The sequence below is a fragment of the Streptomyces monomycini genome (assembly GCF_022271435.1).
In the GTDB taxonomy this organism is placed as follows: domain Bacteria; phylum Actinomycetota; class Actinomycetes; order Streptomycetales; family Streptomycetaceae; genus Streptomyces; species Streptomyces monomycini.
Map to the genome: position 1 here is coordinate 293,210 of NZ_JAFIQY010000005.1, position 15,003 is coordinate 308,212.

Genomic DNA, 15,003 nt, shown 5'->3' on the forward strand with positions numbered 1-15,003 from the left:
GCGTGTCCGGGGTCGTTCCCATCCCTACGTCCTTCTCAGAGAGTGATGCAGGCAACGACTCTTCTCCCCCGGACCGAGGACCTGTTCACCCAGGGCCTGGAGCTCCAGGAGGGCGCCGCCCTCCTGCGTTTCGGCGCCGCCCGGCAGCGGCCCGCCGACCGGAGCAGTTGGTGCAACAGCGGTGCTGCCGCCTGGCTCGACGCCCCTCGCGGGCATGTGTGGAGCGTCGGCGAGGCGGATGCCGCCGCCGGTCTCGTGCTGCGTGCCGCGCAGGGTTTTCCCGACCAGGTACGGGAGTTCACCGGGCCGCGTGGCACCGAGACGCTGGTCGGCCGTCATCTGGCGGTGACCGACGTGGTCGAGTGGATCTTCCGCTGGACGCTGGCGGAACCGGCCGTCCACCCTGCGGAGGACCGGGTGGTCACGCTCGACGAGAGCCACCACGACGAACTGCTCGCCTTCCTCAACGAGCACAGTCCGGCCCACTCCACCGGCCCCGGCTCCGCCGACGTCAGCCTCTGGGCGGGCATCCGCGGCGCGGACGGGCGGCTGGTGGCGTGCGGCGCGATGAGCAGCCTGCGGGACAGCGGCGCGCCGCTGATGGCGTCCGTCGCGACCGACGCCGCCCAGCGCGGCCAGGGTCTCGGCGCCGCGCTGACCTCGTGGCTGACCCGGCACACCGTACGGCGGCACGGGTTCTGCACGCTGTGGCAGCTGGCCGAGAACACGCCCGCCGAACGGCTCTACGACCGCCTGGGCTACCGCAACGAAGACCCCTGCGTGTCCGCGCGGATCGTCTCGGCCTGAGCGGCGGAAGGCAGGACACCTCCCGGCGGGACCGCCCCGAGCGGTTCCCGGCCGGTGCCCGGGTTCAGCCCACCCGCGCGGCGAACGCCGCGTACGCCCGCTCGTCGAAGAGCACGAAGCGCACCTCCTCGACGGCCGTCTCCGTGGCCCGCACCGTCTCGACGGCGATGCGGGCCGCGTCGTCCAGGGGCCAGCGGTAGATCCCGGCGGAGATCGCGGGGAAGGCGACGGTACGGGCACCCAGCTCGTCGGCGACCCGCAGCGATTCGCGGTAGCAGGAGGCGAGCAGGTCCGAGCGGTCCTCGGACTTCGCCCAGACGGGGCCGACGGTGTGGATCACCCAGTGGGCCGGCAGCCGGCCCGCCGAGGTCGCCACGGCCTGCCCGGTGGGCAGGCCCTTGCCGTAGCGCGAGGCGCGCAGCGCGCGGCACTCGGCCAGGATCTCGGGACCGCCGCGCCGGTGGATCGCGCCGTCCACTCCCCCGCCGCCCAGCAGCGAGGAGTTGGCGGCGTTCACGACGGCGTCGACCCGCTGCTCGGTGATGTCGCCCGCGACGAGCGTGAGGGCGGGCGGGTGAGGTGAGGGTGCGGTCATACGGCCATCATGGCCCGGCGTGCGGCCCGCCGTACGGACGTCACGGCCCGCTGTCGCGTCGGCGGACGCGCCCGCCGTCCCACCGGGCCAGGTGATCTCGAAGTACTTCACCCGCTCGTCCTCCCCCACCGGCCGCATCCCGGCGGCGGCCATGACGTGCTGGGACGCGGTGTTGCCGAGGTCGGCGTCACCCTTGACCCGGGTGAGGCCGCGTTCCCTGGCTAGGCACAGCAGCCCGCGCAGCGCCTCGGCCGCGTACCCCTCGCCGCGCGCCGCGGGGACCAGCCCGTAGCCGATCGTCACCGTGCCGTCCGCGTCGGGCGGCCGGTGGAAGCCGAGGCTGCCGATGGCCAGCCCGTCCGCCCGGCGGCGTATCTCGTAGTCCCCGAACGGCTGCGGGTCGCCGGTGGCCGCGCAGTGGCCCAGGAAGTCGGTGGCGGACTCCACGTCCCCGTCCGTCGGATAGCCGGGCGCCCACCGCTCCCCGTCCGCCGGGGCACGCGCCACCAGCCGCTCCGCCTCGGCGGCGGTCAACGGGTGGAGCACCAGCCGCGCTGTCTGCAGATCGCTCATGGCAGGGGGATTACCACGCGCGACGAGCGGAGCGCACGGGAGTTTCCGGCTCGGCCGCCCCCGCCGCCCGGGCCGCGGGCGCCCGTACCGTCAGCGGGCCGCCGTGAGGTAGCCGGTGAGCATGGTGACGAGTTCGTCCTCCAGCCGGGCGGAGTCGACCGGGTCCGGCGCGGCGAGGAGCTGGTGGACGACGAGCTCGATGGTGCTGACCACGAGCCGGGTGGCGGTACGGGTGTCCGCGACCCGGACCTCCGGGTGCCGGGCGAACAGCTCGTGGGCGTAGGCGATCCGCTCCCGCCCGTGCCGGGAGATCTTGTCGAGCAGTTCCGGGGACCGGGGCCCCTGCTCGGCCATGACGCGCAGCAGCTGCGGGTCGTCGAGGTGGTTGTCGATCGAGGTGCGCACGAAGAGGCGGATGGTCTCTTCGAGGGATTCGGGCGCCTCGCCGTCCTGGTGGCGGCCGGCGGCGGCTATCCCGGCGTCGAGGTGCCGGGTCACCAGCTCCACCAGGATCGCATCCTTGTTCGGGTAGTACTGGTACAGCGAGCCGATCGAGACCCGCGCCCGTTCGGCGATGCGGTTGGTGGTCCCCGCGGCGTAACCGTACTCGGCGAAAACGTGAGCAGCGGCGGTGAGGATGCGCTGCCTGGTGGCTTCGGCGCGGGCCTGACGTGGCTGTTTACGTGGCTGGAGGCCGCGGCGGTCCGTGGTCATGGCACTCCTCCCCGGAGACCAGCGAATGCGAGTAGCAAAGACCTGAGCAATTGCTCACAATGGTGCCATGAGCTGCGGCGGAGCGGTTGCCGCCGCGGCCGTCGCGGAGCGCGAGGGGGTCGGGAGCGCCGGTGCCGCCCGCGCCCGTCCGCCGTGCCGCCCTCCCGGAAGGAGTCTTCATGACGACGCACGTCCGCACCCGCCCACGGCGGCTGTCCCTGGACGAGGTCCGCGCCAAGATCGGTGAACCCGAACCGATGCTGGAGAACAAGAAGATCGACCACATCGACCGGTTCGCCCGCATGTTCATCGCGCACTCCCCCTTCATGTCGCTGGCCACCGCCGACGCGGCCGGACGGGCCGACTGCTCGCCGCGCGGTGACTACCCCGGGTTCGTGAAGGTCCTCGACGAGAACCTGCTCGCGATACCCGACCGGCCGGGCAACCGGATCGCCGACTCGCTGTGCAACATCGTGGAGAACCCGGAGATCGGGATGCTCTTCCTGGTCCCCGGGATGCGGGAGTCGCTGCGGGTCAACGGCCGGGCCTACCCCACGGACGAGCCCGACGTGCTGGCCCGGATGCGTACCGAGGCCAAGGCGCCGGCCCTGGCGATCGCCGTCGAGGTGACCGAGGCCTACTTCCACTGCGGCCGCGCGCTCCTGCGGTCCCGGCTGTGGGACCCGGCGAGCCAGGCCCTCGCCGACGAGCTGCCGTCGGCCGGGGAGGTCGCCGCCGCGCAGTTCGGGGTCGACATCGCCCCGGAACAGTTCGAAGCCGCCCTCGAAGCGTCCTACCGCAAGCTCTTCTGAGCGTGCCGGAAAGGGAATCATCCATGCAGCGGACTCTTCTCGACCGTATCGACCCGGTCGCCGAGGACGTCGTCTCCCTCGTCCTGCGCGGTGCCGACGGCCCCCTGGCGCCCTGGGAGCCGGGCGCCCATGTCGACGTGGCCCTGCCGAACTGGCTCACCCGGCAGTACTCCCTGTGCGGCGACCCCACGGACCGCGAGACCTATCGCGTAGCCGTGCGGTACGACCCGCTCAGCCGCGGCGGCTCCGAGTACATCCACCGCTTCCTGCGCCCGGGCCGTGCGCTCGACGTGTCGCTGCCGCGCAACAACTTCCCCCTCGACCCCGCGCCGGGCTACCTCTTCCTCGCCGGCGGGATCGGCATCACCCCGGTCCTGCCGATGCTGCGGGCGGCGGTGGCGGCCGGACTGCCCGCTTCCCTCGTGTACGCGGGCCGGGCGGCCGCCACCATGCCCTTCGCCGGGGAACTGCGCTCGGCCTACGGGGACGCCGTACGCATCGTCACCACCCAGGAGCACGGCAGGCCGGACTTCGCCGCACTGGCGGCGGAGCTGGCACCCGGCACCCTGGTCTACTGCTGCGGGCCGGCCTCCATGCTCACGGCCGTGGAGGCCGCCTTCCCCCCCGGGCAGCTGCGCACGGAGCGGTTCCAGCCGGCGCCCAAGGTCTTCGCCCCCGATCAGGCGTTCGAGGTCGCGTGCGCCCGGTCGGGGCGGACGGTGCAGGTGGACGCCGACGATTCGCTGCTGAACGCCTTGCAGCACGCCGGGGTCCCGGTGTCGTCGGGGTGCCGCGAAGGCGTCTGCGGGAGTTGCGAGATCACCGTCCTGGAGGGGGAGGTCGAGCACCGGGACGACGTCGGCGCCGATGAGGGCCGGATGTTTGCCTGTGTCTCCCGTGCGCTGGGCCCGCGGCTGGTGCTGGACCTCTGAGAGCGTGTGTCATCACCCCGGCCGGGGTGATGACACAGGCTCCGAGCCGTACGGAGCATGCGGTGCGTGCCGCGCACGGGCCCGTCGGCCGGACCGCGACACGTCCGGCCGGCGGGCTCCGGGTCAGCGGGTGGGCCGCAGCCGCGACCAGACCGCCCGGGCGGCGTGGTGGCCGGACATCCCGTGGACGCCGGGCCCCGGCGGGGCGGACTGGGAGCACAGGAAGACCGCCGGATGGGCGGTGGTGTACGGGACGCGCGCCAGCTTGGGCCGGATCACCAGGCCCAGGCCCGCCGCGGAGCCCGAGCAGATGTCCCCGCCGACGTAGTTCGCGTTGCGGGCCGCCAGTTGGGGCGGCCCGGCGACGGCGCGGGCCAGGACCAGGTCGCGGAACCCGGGCGCGAAGCGCTCCAGTTGGCGTTCGACCGCGTCGGTGGCGTTGCCCTCCCAGCCGTGCGGGACGTGCCCGTACACCCAGAAGGTGTGCTTGCCCTCGGGCGCCCGGGTGGGGTCGGTCAGGGTGGGCTGCGAGGTGATCAGGAACGGTACGGACGGGGCGCGGCCGTCGGCGGCGGCCCGCAGCGCGGTGCCGATCTCGCCGCTGGTGGGGCCGAGGTGCACGGTGCCCGCCCGGCGGGCCGCGGCGGAGGTCCACGGCACCGGGCCGGACAGCGCGTAGTCGATCTTGAAGACGCCGGGCCCGTACCGCACGCCGCGGTAGGCGTTGCCGAGCCCGGCGATCCGGGCCAGGGCGGTCGGCGAGGTGTCGAAGACGTACGCGCGGGCCGGGGGCAGGTCGTCCAGCCGCTTGACCTCGTACCCCGTGTGCACCTCGCCGCCGTACAGGCGCAGCAGCGCGGCCAGCGCGTCGGGGATGGCCTGGGAGCCGCCGCGCGGGATCGGCCAGCCGCCCGCGTGCGCGGCCAGCGCGAACATGATCGCGGCGCCGCCGGTGCCCGGGCTGCTGAGCGGCGCGATGACGTGCGCGGCGAGGCCGGCGAACAGGCCGCGCGCCTTCTGGTCCCGGAAGCGCCGGTTGAGCAGCGCGGCCGGCTGGGCCGCGGCCAGGCCGAACCGGGCGTACGTCACCGGGTCGCGCGGCAGGCCGAGCCACTGGGTGCGCAGGAAGTCCGCGGCGAGGGTGTCCCACTTGCCGAGGAAGGGCGTGAGCAGGCGGCGGTACGCCCCGGCGTCGTGCACGCCGAGGGACATCGCCGTCTCGCCGACGGAGCGGGCCAGCACCGCGGCCGTACCGTCGGGGAAGGGGTGCGCCAGCGGGAGGTCGGGGTGCAGCCACTGGAGGCCGTGCCGCTCCAGGTCCATGGCGGCGAAGGCGGGCGAGCCCGCGGCGAGCGGGTGCACCGCCGAGCAGGGGTCGTGCCGGAAGCCGGGGAGGGTCAGCTCCTCCGTGCGGGCGCCGCCGCCGATGGTGTCGTGGGCCTCGAAGACCTCCACGGACATGCCGCGGCGGGCCAGTTCGACGGCAGCGGTCAGCCCGTTGGGGCCTGCCCCGATCACCACGGCATCGAGCATCGTCGGCACCTGCGCCACTCCCCTCGTCAGCGACCCTCGCCGTCGAGGATCAGTTGGCGGCCGCCAGCAGTCCGAGGATACGCCGGGCGGTCTCCGCGTCCCGTGCCGCGGTGAACGGCAGCGCGTTGCCCCCCGCTATGCGGAACGGCTCGCCGGCGACCGTGCCGCTCGCCCCGCCCGTCTCGTGGACCAGCAGCAGCCCCGCCGCATGATCCCAGGCGTTCTCCCAGCTGAAGGCCACGGCGTCCAGCTCGCCGGTGGCGATGTGCAGATACTCCAGGCCCGCCGAGCCGCAGGGGCGCGGGGCGACGCCGTCGGTCTCCAGGACGGCCAGCACCCGCTTCTGCTCGTCGGTGGTGAAGTCGTAGTGCGATATCGCCACGTCCAGGACCGCACCGGCGGCCGGGGCGCTCCGGCGCAGCGGCTCCCCGTTCAGCTCGGCGCCGGCGCCGCGGCGGGCGGTGGCCATCAGGTCCAGGGCCGGGGCGTACGTCCAGGAGGCGAGCAGTTCGCCGCGCAGCGCAAGGGTGACGAGGGTGGCGAAGCCGGGGTCGCCGTGCACGAACTGGCGGGTGCCGTCGACCGGGTCGACGATCCACACCGGCGCGTCGCCGTCCAGCGCCTCCAGCACGGCCGGATCGGCGTGCACCGCCTCCTCGCCGACCACCAGCGAGCCGGGCAGCAGGCTCGTCAGGGCGGCGGTCAGGTGCTCCTCGGCCAGCCGGTCGGCGACCGTGACGAGGTCGTGCGGGCCGTTCTTCTCCAGCACCTCGTGGGCGGCGAGCTGCCGGAACCGCGGCATGATCTCGGCCGCCGCGGCCTTGCGAACGGCGTCCTCGACGGCGGCCGGGTCCAGCGCGCGCAGCACCTCGTCCGCCGTGTGCGCCGCGGCACCGGCCGCCGCGCCCTGCTCTTCGGCCGTGTGCGCCGCGGCGCCGCCCACCGCGCCCGTCTCGTCCGTCGTGTCTCCCGTATCCGTACGAATCGCTTCGATCATGACTCCATCGAACCACGCCCCACTGACACGGGAGCTGGACAGGAGGTGAACTCCGGATGCCGGGGGCCGGGCCCGGCGGGGTGCCGGCCGCGCTCCGTACGGGTGCCCGCCCCGGCCCGGCCCGCCCGCGGCCGGTGTCGGCCCGCCCGGCTCACCGGCCCCGGTCCCGGCTCGCCCGCCCCGCTCCCGGCTACCGCCCCACCGCGTACCCCTGCATCCCCCGCGGGTTCGCCGCCGCCGACAGCACCCCGCTCTCCGGGTCCCGCGCCACCGCGGACAGCCGCCCCTCCGACCACGCGTCGCCGACGGTCACCGCGTGCCCGCGCCGCCGCAGCTCCCCGATGACGTCCGCACCGATGCGGGACTCGACGGTGACGCTGCCCGGCCGCATGGCGCGCGGGAAGAAGGACCCCGGGAAGGAGTCGTTGTGCCAGTTGGGGGCGTCGATGGCGCCCTGGAGGTCGAGACCGCCGCGTACGGGGGCGCGCAGGGCGGCGGCGAGGAGGAAGTGCAGCTGCCACTGGTCCTGCTGGTCGCCGCCGGGGGTGCCGAAGGCCATCACGGGCACGCCGTCGCGCAGCGCCAGGGACGGGGTGAGGGTGGTGCGCGGCCGGCGGCCGGGCGTCAGCGAGTTCGGCAGTCCCTCCTCCAGCCAGGCCATCTGGAGGCGCGTACCGAGCGGGAAGCCGAGTGCGGGGACCACCGGGCTGGACTGGAGCCAGCCGCCGGAGGGCGTCGCGGAGACCATGTTGCCCCAGCGGTCCACGATGTCGATGTGGCAGGTGTCGCCGCGTGTGGCGCCGCTCCGGTCGACCTCGGGGGCGATGACGGGGGCGGCCCCGGGGGTGCCGGGGGTCGCCACCGTGGGCTCGCCCGCCCCGGCACCGGCGGCGCCCGGCGCGCCGGCGGCGTCCTCCCCGGCCGCGACGGCCAAGGCGTGCTTGCTCAGCCGGGGCGTACGGCCGTCCGGGCTGCCGGGACGCAGCTCGTACGAGGCCTGCTCCCCGATCAGCGCCCGCCGCGCCGCGTTGTAGTCCTCGCTCAGCAGTGTGCCGAGCGGCACCTCGGCGGCGTCGCCGTACCAGGCCTCGCGGTCGGCCATGGCCAGCTTGCAGCCCTCGATCAGCAGGTGCACGTACTCGGGACTGCCGTAGGCGGGCAGTTCCGGCGGCAGCAGGGCGAGTTGCTGGAGCAGGACCGGGCCCTGCGACCAGCCGCCCGGCTTCGCCACGGTCCAGCCGTTCCAGTCGTACGTGACCGGGTCCTCGTACGTCGCGGAGAAGGCCGCCAGATCGTCACCGGAGAGGGTGCCGGCGTGCCGCTCGCCGGAGGTGTCCATGGCGGGGCGGGCCGCGAAGCCGGCCAGCGCCTCGCCGATGAAGCCCTCGCGCCAGATCCGCCGGGCCGCGTCGATCTGCGCCTCCCGGCCGGGTCCGGCGGCCTCCGCCTCGGCGATCAGACGGCGCCAAGTGGCGGCCAGCGGCCGGTTCCTGAGCAGTCCGCCGGGCGCGACCGGCCGCCCCTCCGGCAGGTAGATCTCGGCGGACGATATCCACTCGGTCTCGAACAGCTCCCGGACCGTCGCCACCGTCTCGCCGACCCGCTCGACGGCCGGGTGCCCGTGTTCCGCGTACCCGACGGCGTACCTGAGCACCTCGCCGAGGGACTTGGTGCCGTGGTCCCGGAGCAGCAGCATCCACGCGTCGAACGCACCCGGTACGGCGGCGGCGAGCGGTCCGGTGCCGGGCACCAGCCCGAGCCCGAGCGAGGTGTAGTGCGCCACGCTCGCCCCGGCGGGCGCCGGGCCCTGGCCGCACAGCACCCGCACCGGCCCGCCGGCGGGCACCAGGACGACCGGCACTTCGCCCGCCGGGCCGTTCAGGTGCGGCTCGACGACATGCAGCACGAACCCGGCGGCCACCGCCGCGTCGAAGGCGTTGCCGCCGTCCTCCAGCACGGCCATCGCGGACTGGGAGGCCAGCCAGTGCGTGGTCGCGGCCATGCCGAAGGTTCCCTGGAGGGTCGGGCGGGTGGTGAACACGGTTCTCGGTTCTCCTCGCGTCGTACGGACGGACGGGCGGTCTCTTCCCGCCCCTTCCCCCGCGCCGCCCCCGGAAATGCCCCGTCCGCTCCCCTTCCTGATCACATTCACCGGTCGGCGGGCGTCGCCTGATGCGCTCGCCACCGCCCGCCGCCGCTCCGTAGGCTCTCGGTATGACCGGTACCGAACCCACCAGCCCTGCCAGCCCTACCAGCCCCGCGGCCCCGGACAGCGCCCGGCGCCCCTTGGTTGCCATCCTCAGCGGAGCCGGTATCTCCACCGACTCCGGCATCCCGGACTACCGCGGGCCCCAGGGGGTGTGGCGGCAGGACCCCGAGGCGGAGAAGCTCGTCACGTACGAGTACTACATGAACGACCCGGAGATACGGCGCCGCGCCTGGCTGGTGCGACGGGACAGCCCGGCACTGCACGCCGAGCCCAACGCCGCCCACGAGGCGATCGCCCGGCTGGAGCGGTCCGGGGTACCGGTCCGTGTCATCACCCAGAACGTCGACGGCCTGCACCAGCTCGCCGGCGTCCCCGACCGCAAGGTCCTGGAACTGCACGGCACGGGCCGCTTCGTCGTCTGCACCCGCTGCCACGCCCGCTCGCCGATGTCCGAAGCCATCGCCCGGGTGAATGCGGGCGACCCGGACCCGGCGTGCGCGGAGTGCGGCGGCATCCTGAAGTCGGCGACGGTGATGTTCGGCGAGCGGCTCGACCCGCAGGTGCTCGGTACGGCGATGAGCGTGGCCAAGGCGGCCGACGTGTTCATCGCGGTCGGCACGAGCCTCCAGGTCCAGCCCGCCGCCTCGCTCGCCGGAGTGGCCGCCGAGCACGGAGCGCGGCTGATCATCATGAACGCGGATCCCACCCCGTACGACGGCCTGGCCGCCGAAACGATCCGCACCCCGATCGGCACCGCCCTCCCGGCCCTCCTCGCCACGCTCGTGCCCTAGCCATGTTCGTGCCCTGAGCCACCCACACGCCCTGCGCGGCCCTCGTGTCCTGCGCGGCCCGGCTCCGGAACCGCCCCCTTTGCCGGGAATGCCGCCGGCAGCGCTACGGTGGTCCCGGCTGCCGGCCGCCCGGGCCGTGCGCCGCGACAGAACAGCGGGAGGATGCGCCGTGCAGGGCAAGCACCACGGTGAGTACAAGGTGCCGGGCGGCAAGCTCGTGGTCGTCGATCTCGACGTGACGGGCGGAAAGCTGCGCGACGTCCGGGTCGCGGGAGACTTCTTCCTGGAGCCGGACGAGGCGCTCGGCGCCATCAACGCGGCGCTGGAGGGCGCGCCCGCCGACACCGACGCGCGCGGGCTGGCGGCCCGGATCGAGGCGGCGCTGCCGCCCGGCGCGGTGCTGTTCGGGTTCACGGCGGAGGCGGTGGGCATCGCCGTACGCCGCGCCGTCGCGCAGGCCACCGACTGGACGGACTTCGACTGGCAGATCATCCACGAGGCGCCGCAGCCGCCCGCGCTGCACATGGCCCTGGACGAGGTGCTGACCGCCGAGGTGGCCGCCGGCCGACGCCCGCCGACCCTGCGGGTGTGGGAGTGGGACCGTCCCGCCGTCATCATCGGCAGCTTCCAGTCGCTGGCCAACGAGGTGGACCCGCAGGGCGCCGCACGGCACGGCGTGACGGTCGTCCGGCGCATCAGCGGCGGCGGCGCGATGTTCGTGGAGCCGGGCAACACCATCACGTACTCGCTGTGCGTACCGGCCTCGCTCGTGCAGGGGCTGACCTTCGCCGAGAGCTACGCCTACCTGGACGACTGGGTGCTGACCGCCCTCGGCGACATGGGCATCAACGCCTGGTACAAGCCGCTCAACGACATCGCCACCGACGCCGGGAAGATCGCCGGCGCCGCGCAGAAACGCATGGTGGCGGGCGACGGGGCGGTGCTGCACCACGTGACCATGTCCTACGACATCGACGCGGACAAGATGGTCGAGGTGCTGCGGATCGGCAAGGAGAAGCTGTCGGACAAGGGCACCCGCAGCGCGAAGAAGCGGGTGGACCCGCTGCGCCGCCAGACCGGACTGCCGCGGGCGGAGGTCATCGAGCGGATGATCGGCTCGTTCCGCGCACGGTACGGGGGCAGCGACGGCACGGTCTCCCCGGAGGAGATGACGCGGGCCCAGGAGCTGGCGGGCGGGAAGTTCAGCTCGCCGGAGTGGACGGCGCGGGTTCCGTAGGGGCGGCCGCCGTCTCCTGCGCTTCCGTCTCATACGCCCCGTCTCGTACGCCCCGACTGCTACGCCGCCGTGCCCAGCCGGAAGCGTGCCGCCACCTCGTCCGCGAGGTCGCCGGCCGGGCGGTCGCCGTCCATGGTGATCACCGTGTTTCCGTGGGCGGCGGCCTGGCGGCGTACCTCGGCGTCCCACAGTTCGTCCCGGGCCAGCCGTTTGGCCAGGGTGGACTCCGGGGCCCGGCTGCCCCAGCTGACCAGGGACCGGACCGGGACGTTGCGCCGGGCGCGCAGCGCCGCCATCCGGAACTCGGGGGTGGGCAGCAGGAAGACCGCCTGGTCGGGGCGGGTGAGCAGGGGCGCGAGCTGGCTCGGCAGGTTGCCGAACCAGTCCACCAGGACGGGCCGGTCGGCGGGCATCGCCAGGAGGTCCTCGACCTCGAAGGCGAAGGTCTCGGCGACCACGCGCTGCGCGAAGCCGCACGCCTCGTCGGGGCTGCGGCTGTCCCACAGGGAGCCGGGCGGCTCGTCGCGGGCCGCGTGGAAGTGCGGGTGCTGCCGTGGGGTGCAACGCGGCAGCCAGGTGTGCTGGGCCAGGTCACCGCGGTAGATCACGGCGCCGTGGCGCCGGGCCAGGATTATCGCCAGCGTGCTCTTGCCCGCTCCGGTGCCGCCGGCGATCCACCGCACGTGGGAGAGCCGGCCGGCCGCGGCGGTCGTCGTCCGGACAGCAGGACCGAAGGGTGTTCCCGATGGAGGGCGCCTCATACGGTCCATGGTCCCCGCATCGGCCGTGCGGCTCCAAGGCCGCCCCGTATGGGGAGCATCAGGAGTGGGCAAAGAGTTGGCAGGGACGGTTGAGTCGGTGCGCGCCCCCGCGCGCCTCCGCACGTCCTGTGCGCCCCCGCCGAGGCCGTGCGCCGGTCAGCGCACCGGGTCGTAGGGGCTCAGGTCCAGCCCCGGGTCCCCGCCCGTCGCGAGCAGCGCGGCGACCCGTCCCGCCCAGGGGCCGACCGTCAGCCCGGTCGGCCCGAGGCCGTCGGCGACGACCAGGCCCGCCAACTGCGGGACCCGGCCGAGCAGCGGACGGATGTCCGGTCCTACGGGGCGGAAGCCGACCCGGGTCTCCAGGTGGGTGGCGCCCGCCAGTCCGGGCGCGACGGCCAGGGCCTCGGTCAGTACCTCGGCCAGTCCGGCGGCCGTCACCCGGTGGTCGAAGCCGGTACCGGTCTCCCGGGTGGCGCCCGCCACGATCCGTGAGCCGTCGAACGGGACGAGGTAGTGCCCGGTGGCGCGGGGCAGGACGACGGGCCAGTTCCCGGTGTCCGCGCCGGGCAGGGACAGGTGGACGATCTGGCCGCGCTGCGGTGCGACCCGTACGGTGACGCCCGCCGGCGCCAGCAGTTCCGGCGCCCAGGCCCCGGCCGCGACGACGACCGCGTCCGCGGCGACGCGCTCGCCGTCCACCTCGATGCCGGTGACGCGGTCCGCCGTACGCAGCAGCGCCGCGCGGCCGGGACGCACATCGACGCCCCGGTGCCGCGCCTGGCGCAGCAGCGCGTCCCGCAGCCGCCCGCCGTCGACCCGCGCACCGGCGGCGATGTGTACGGCCCGGGAGCCGGGCGCGAGGGGCGGAAACAGCGCGCGCACCTCGGACTCGCCGAGGAGGTCCACCTCGCCGGTGTCCGCGGTGTCGCGCCGCCGTTCGAGCACCCGCCGGTGGATACGGCGCAGGTCCGCGTCGTCGGCGGCCAGAACGAGCGCGCCGACGGCCCGGTGCCCGAGGCCGCGCTCGCCCGCCTCGGCGAGTCCGCCGATCAGCTCCGGGTAGTACCGGGCCCCTTCCGCGGCGACCCGGAACCAGTCCGGGTCGTCGTGCTCGGAGGCCCAGGGACAGACGATGCCCGCGCCGGCCGCGGTCGCCTCGCCGGGGGCCACACGCCCGGCGAGCACCACGTCCGCGCCCAGCCCGGCCGCATGCCAGGCGGCACTCGCGCCGACGATGCCCGAACCGACCACGGCGACGCGCATCTGCCTCTCCTCCCGGCCGACGTCGTCCCTCATCTTCGGTGATCACGTCACCCGGCGGAAGAGGCATACGCCGGGCCGGGGGCGCCGCGGGCACCTCCGAGGGCAAGGCGCTGGGCAACAAGGTTCCGGGCGGACAGCTCGGTGGGGACGTGTTCGAGAACAGCGACAACTTGCTCCCCTCCGCTCCGGGGCGGGTGTGGCACGAAGCCGACGTCGGCCTGGACAACATGATCACCCGGCCGAAGCAGCCGGGAACCCGACTGCTCTACTCGAGCGACGGGCTCGCGTTCGTGACCAGCGACCACTACAAGACTTTCTACCCGCTGCCCAAATGGAAGTGATGCACATGCGAGCTGAGATCGACGGCGCGACGATCCGCACCACGGCCGATCTGCATTCCGCCTTGTCCCGGGCCCTGGATTTTGGCCCTTACTACGGCGGGAATCTCGCTGCCCTCTGGGACCGGCTCACGACCGATGTCGAGCGTCCGGTCGAGCTGGTCTGGTCGGACTCGGAGCTCAGCAGAGCCGCCATGGGTGAGACGGAGTTCGCGAAGGTCCGGGATCTGCTGCTCCGCGTCCAGGAACAGGATCTCGCCGACGGGGGGACGGAACGTTTCTCGGTGACGTTCGCGTAGTGAGCCGCTGCTCGCGCTGATCCGCTCGCAGGACAAGGGCCCGGGACACACCCGCCGGTGTGTCCCGGGCCCTTCGCCGCACCGGCGCGCCGACGCTCCGTTCAGGCGTTGACCTTCGGGATGACGTCCCTGGCGTACGCGTCGATCACCTTCTCCTTCGCGTCGTGCATCGCGTACAGCGCGAACTGATCGACGCCCAGTTCCCGCAGCCTGCGCAACTTCTCGACCTGCGCGTCCGCCGTGCCGATGAGGCAGAAGCGGTCGACGATCTCGTCGGGGACGAAGGCGGTGTCCGGGTTGCCCGAACGGCCGTGGTGGGCGTAGTCGTAGCCTTCGCGGGACTTGATGTAGTCGGTCAGTTCCTGCGGCACCGCGCCCGAGTCCGTGCCGTACTTGGACACCAGGTCGGCCACGTGGTTGCCGACCATGCCGCCGAACCACCGGCACTGTTCCCTGGCGTGGGCGAGCGCCTCGGGCGAGTCGTCCTCCGTGACGTAGGCGGGGGCCGCGACGCAGATCTTGACGTCGGACGGGTCACGGCCTGCCGCCGAGGCGGCCGCGCGTACCGCCTTCACCATCCACTCCGTGAGGTACGGGTCGGCGAGCTGGAGGATGAAACCGTCGGCCTCCTCGCCGGTCATCTTGAGCGCCTTGGGGCCGTACGCGGCCATCCAGACAGGAAGCCGCGCCCCTTCGCGCACCCAGGGGAACTTCACGACCATGCCGCCGCCGAGGTCGGCTTCGTCGCCGCGTCCGAGAGCGCGGACGATCTTCATCGTCTCGCTGATGCGCGCCAGCGTGTTGGGGGCGCGGCCGGCCACCCGCATCGCCGAGTCGCCGCGTCCGATGCCGCAGACGGTGCGGTTGCCGTACATGTCGTTGAGGGTGGCGAAGGTGGAGGCGGTGACCTCCGGGGTGCGGGTCGAAGGGTTGGTGACCATCGGGCCGACGGTCAGGCGTTCGGTGTGTTCCAGAATGCGGCTGTAGATGACGAACGGCTCCTGCCACAGCACACACGAGTCGAAGGTCCAGCCGTGGGTGAAGCCCGCTGCCTCCGCGCGCCGCATGAGGCTGACGACCTGGGAGGCCGGCGGATCGGTTTGCAGAACGAGTCCGAAGTCCATGGTGATAACCCCTTCCGC

15 protein-coding genes and 1 pseudogene are annotated in these 15,003 nt (G+C 73.9%); 7 read left to right on the forward strand and 9 right to left on the reverse strand.

The window, feature by feature from the left end; translation table 11 throughout:
• Nucleotides 1-45: 45 nt before the first annotated feature.
• Nucleotides 46-807, forward strand: a complete 762-nt coding sequence (locus JXZ78_RS09185; RefSeq protein WP_030020405.1) for a GNAT family N-acetyltransferase — start codon at nucleotides 46-48, stop codon at nucleotides 805-807.
• 64 nt (nucleotides 808-871) lie between these two features.
• On the opposite strand, the gene JXZ78_RS09190 is transcribed toward JXZ78_RS09185, so the two are convergent.
• The 3 genes and pseudogenes from JXZ78_RS09190 to JXZ78_RS09200 all read right to left on the reverse strand — a co-directional run bounded on the left by JXZ78_RS09190 (nucleotide 872) and on the right by JXZ78_RS09200 (nucleotide 2,689).
• Entirely contained in the window at nucleotides 872-1,402 is a 531-nt protein-coding gene (locus tag JXZ78_RS09190) for an O-acetyl-ADP-ribose deacetylase (protein WP_030020404.1), read from the reverse strand.
• Nucleotides 1,403-1,546: 144 nt separating this feature from the next.
• Nucleotides 1,547-1,975 (reverse strand): annotated as a pseudogene (locus tag JXZ78_RS09195) (GNAT family N-acetyltransferase); the annotation flags it as partial.
• A 90-nt stretch (nucleotides 1,976-2,065) separates the two neighbouring features.
• The gene (locus JXZ78_RS09200; RefSeq protein WP_030020403.1) at nucleotides 2,066-2,689 is read right to left on the reverse strand and encodes a TetR/AcrR family transcriptional regulator; all 624 of its coding nucleotides are present in this window, start codon (nucleotides 2,687-2,689) and stop codon (nucleotides 2,066-2,068) included.
• A gap of 179 nt (nucleotides 2,690-2,868) precedes the next feature.
• Here JXZ78_RS09200 and JXZ78_RS09205 point away from each other — a divergent pair, with 179 nt between their 5' ends.
• Together JXZ78_RS09205 and JXZ78_RS09210 are read left to right on the forward strand one after the other, a co-directional pair.
• Nucleotides 2,869-3,501, forward strand: a complete 633-nt coding sequence (locus JXZ78_RS09205) for an MSMEG_1061 family FMN-dependent PPOX-type flavoprotein (protein ID WP_030020402.1) — start codon at nucleotides 2,869-2,871, stop codon at nucleotides 3,499-3,501.
• 23 nt (nucleotides 3,502-3,524) lie between these two features.
• Entirely contained in the window at nucleotides 3,525-4,433 is a 909-nt protein-coding gene (locus tag JXZ78_RS09210) for a PDR/VanB family oxidoreductase (RefSeq protein ID WP_030020401.1), read from the forward strand.
• Between the two features lie 123 nt (nucleotides 4,434-4,556).
• On the opposite strand, the gene JXZ78_RS09215 is transcribed toward JXZ78_RS09210, so the two are convergent.
• The 3 genes from JXZ78_RS09215 to JXZ78_RS09225 form a co-directional block, all read right to left on the reverse strand.
• Nucleotides 4,557-5,975: a phytoene desaturase family protein gene (locus JXZ78_RS09215; protein WP_030020400.1), complete on the reverse strand. Its 1,419-nt coding sequence runs from the start codon at nucleotides 5,973-5,975 to the stop codon at nucleotides 4,557-4,559.
• Between the two features lie 40 nt (nucleotides 5,976-6,015).
• The gene (locus JXZ78_RS09220; RefSeq protein ID WP_030020399.1) at nucleotides 6,016-6,963 is read right to left on the reverse strand and encodes an inositol monophosphatase family protein; all 948 of its coding nucleotides are present in this window, start codon (nucleotides 6,961-6,963) and stop codon (nucleotides 6,016-6,018) included.
• 190 nt (nucleotides 6,964-7,153) lie between these two features.
• Nucleotides 7,154-9,004: a gamma-glutamyltransferase family protein gene (locus tag JXZ78_RS09225; protein ID WP_030020398.1), complete on the reverse strand. Its 1,851-nt coding sequence runs from the start codon at nucleotides 9,002-9,004 to the stop codon at nucleotides 7,154-7,156.
• 173 nt (nucleotides 9,005-9,177) lie between these two features.
• Here JXZ78_RS09225 and JXZ78_RS09230 point away from each other — a divergent pair, with 173 nt between their 5' ends.
• Both JXZ78_RS09230 and lplAB read left to right on the forward strand, forming a co-directional pair.
• Nucleotides 9,178-9,963: an SIR2 family NAD-dependent protein deacylase gene (locus JXZ78_RS09230; protein WP_078624287.1), complete on the forward strand. Its 786-nt coding sequence runs from the start codon at nucleotides 9,178-9,180 to the stop codon at nucleotides 9,961-9,963.
• A gap of 169 nt (nucleotides 9,964-10,132) precedes the next feature.
• Nucleotides 10,133-11,200 (forward strand): lipoate-protein ligase LplAB, encoded by a 1,068-nt coding sequence (gene lplAB, locus JXZ78_RS09235; protein ID WP_030020396.1) that lies wholly within the window; start codon nucleotides 10,133-10,135, stop codon nucleotides 11,198-11,200.
• Between the two features lie 59 nt (nucleotides 11,201-11,259).
• Here the strand turns inward: lplAB and JXZ78_RS09240 are convergent, their stop codons facing one another.
• Complete coding sequence (locus JXZ78_RS09240; protein WP_157851600.1) at nucleotides 11,260-11,961, reverse strand: DEAD/DEAH box helicase family protein; 702 nt, start codon at nucleotides 11,959-11,961, stop codon at nucleotides 11,260-11,262.
• A 156-nt stretch (nucleotides 11,962-12,117) separates the two neighbouring features.
• Nucleotides 12,118-13,224 carry an NAD(P)/FAD-dependent oxidoreductase gene (locus JXZ78_RS09245; protein ID WP_030020394.1) on the reverse strand — a complete coding sequence of 369 codons (1,107 nt, stop codon included), beginning with the start codon at nucleotides 13,222-13,224 and terminating at the stop codon, nucleotides 12,118-12,120.
• A gap of 38 nt (nucleotides 13,225-13,262) precedes the next feature.
• On the opposite strand from JXZ78_RS09245, the gene JXZ78_RS09250 reads away from it, so the two are divergent.
• A complete protein-coding gene (locus JXZ78_RS09250; RefSeq protein WP_078624286.1) occupies nucleotides 13,263-13,565 on the forward strand; it encodes a ribonuclease domain-containing protein in 303 nt (100 codons plus the stop codon).
• Between the two features lie 5 nt (nucleotides 13,566-13,570).
• Nucleotides 13,571-13,861, forward strand: coding sequence for a barstar family protein (locus JXZ78_RS09255; RefSeq protein ID WP_033037945.1), 291 nt, complete (start codon nucleotides 13,571-13,573; stop codon nucleotides 13,859-13,861).
• Nucleotides 13,862-13,962: 101 nt separating this feature from the next.
• On the opposite strand, the gene JXZ78_RS09260 is transcribed toward JXZ78_RS09255, so the two are convergent.
• Complete coding sequence (locus JXZ78_RS09260) at nucleotides 13,963-14,985, reverse strand: TIGR03842 family LLM class F420-dependent oxidoreductase (RefSeq protein ID WP_030020391.1); 1,023 nt, start codon at nucleotides 14,983-14,985, stop codon at nucleotides 13,963-13,965.
• Nucleotides 14,986-15,003: the final 18 nt, after the last annotated feature.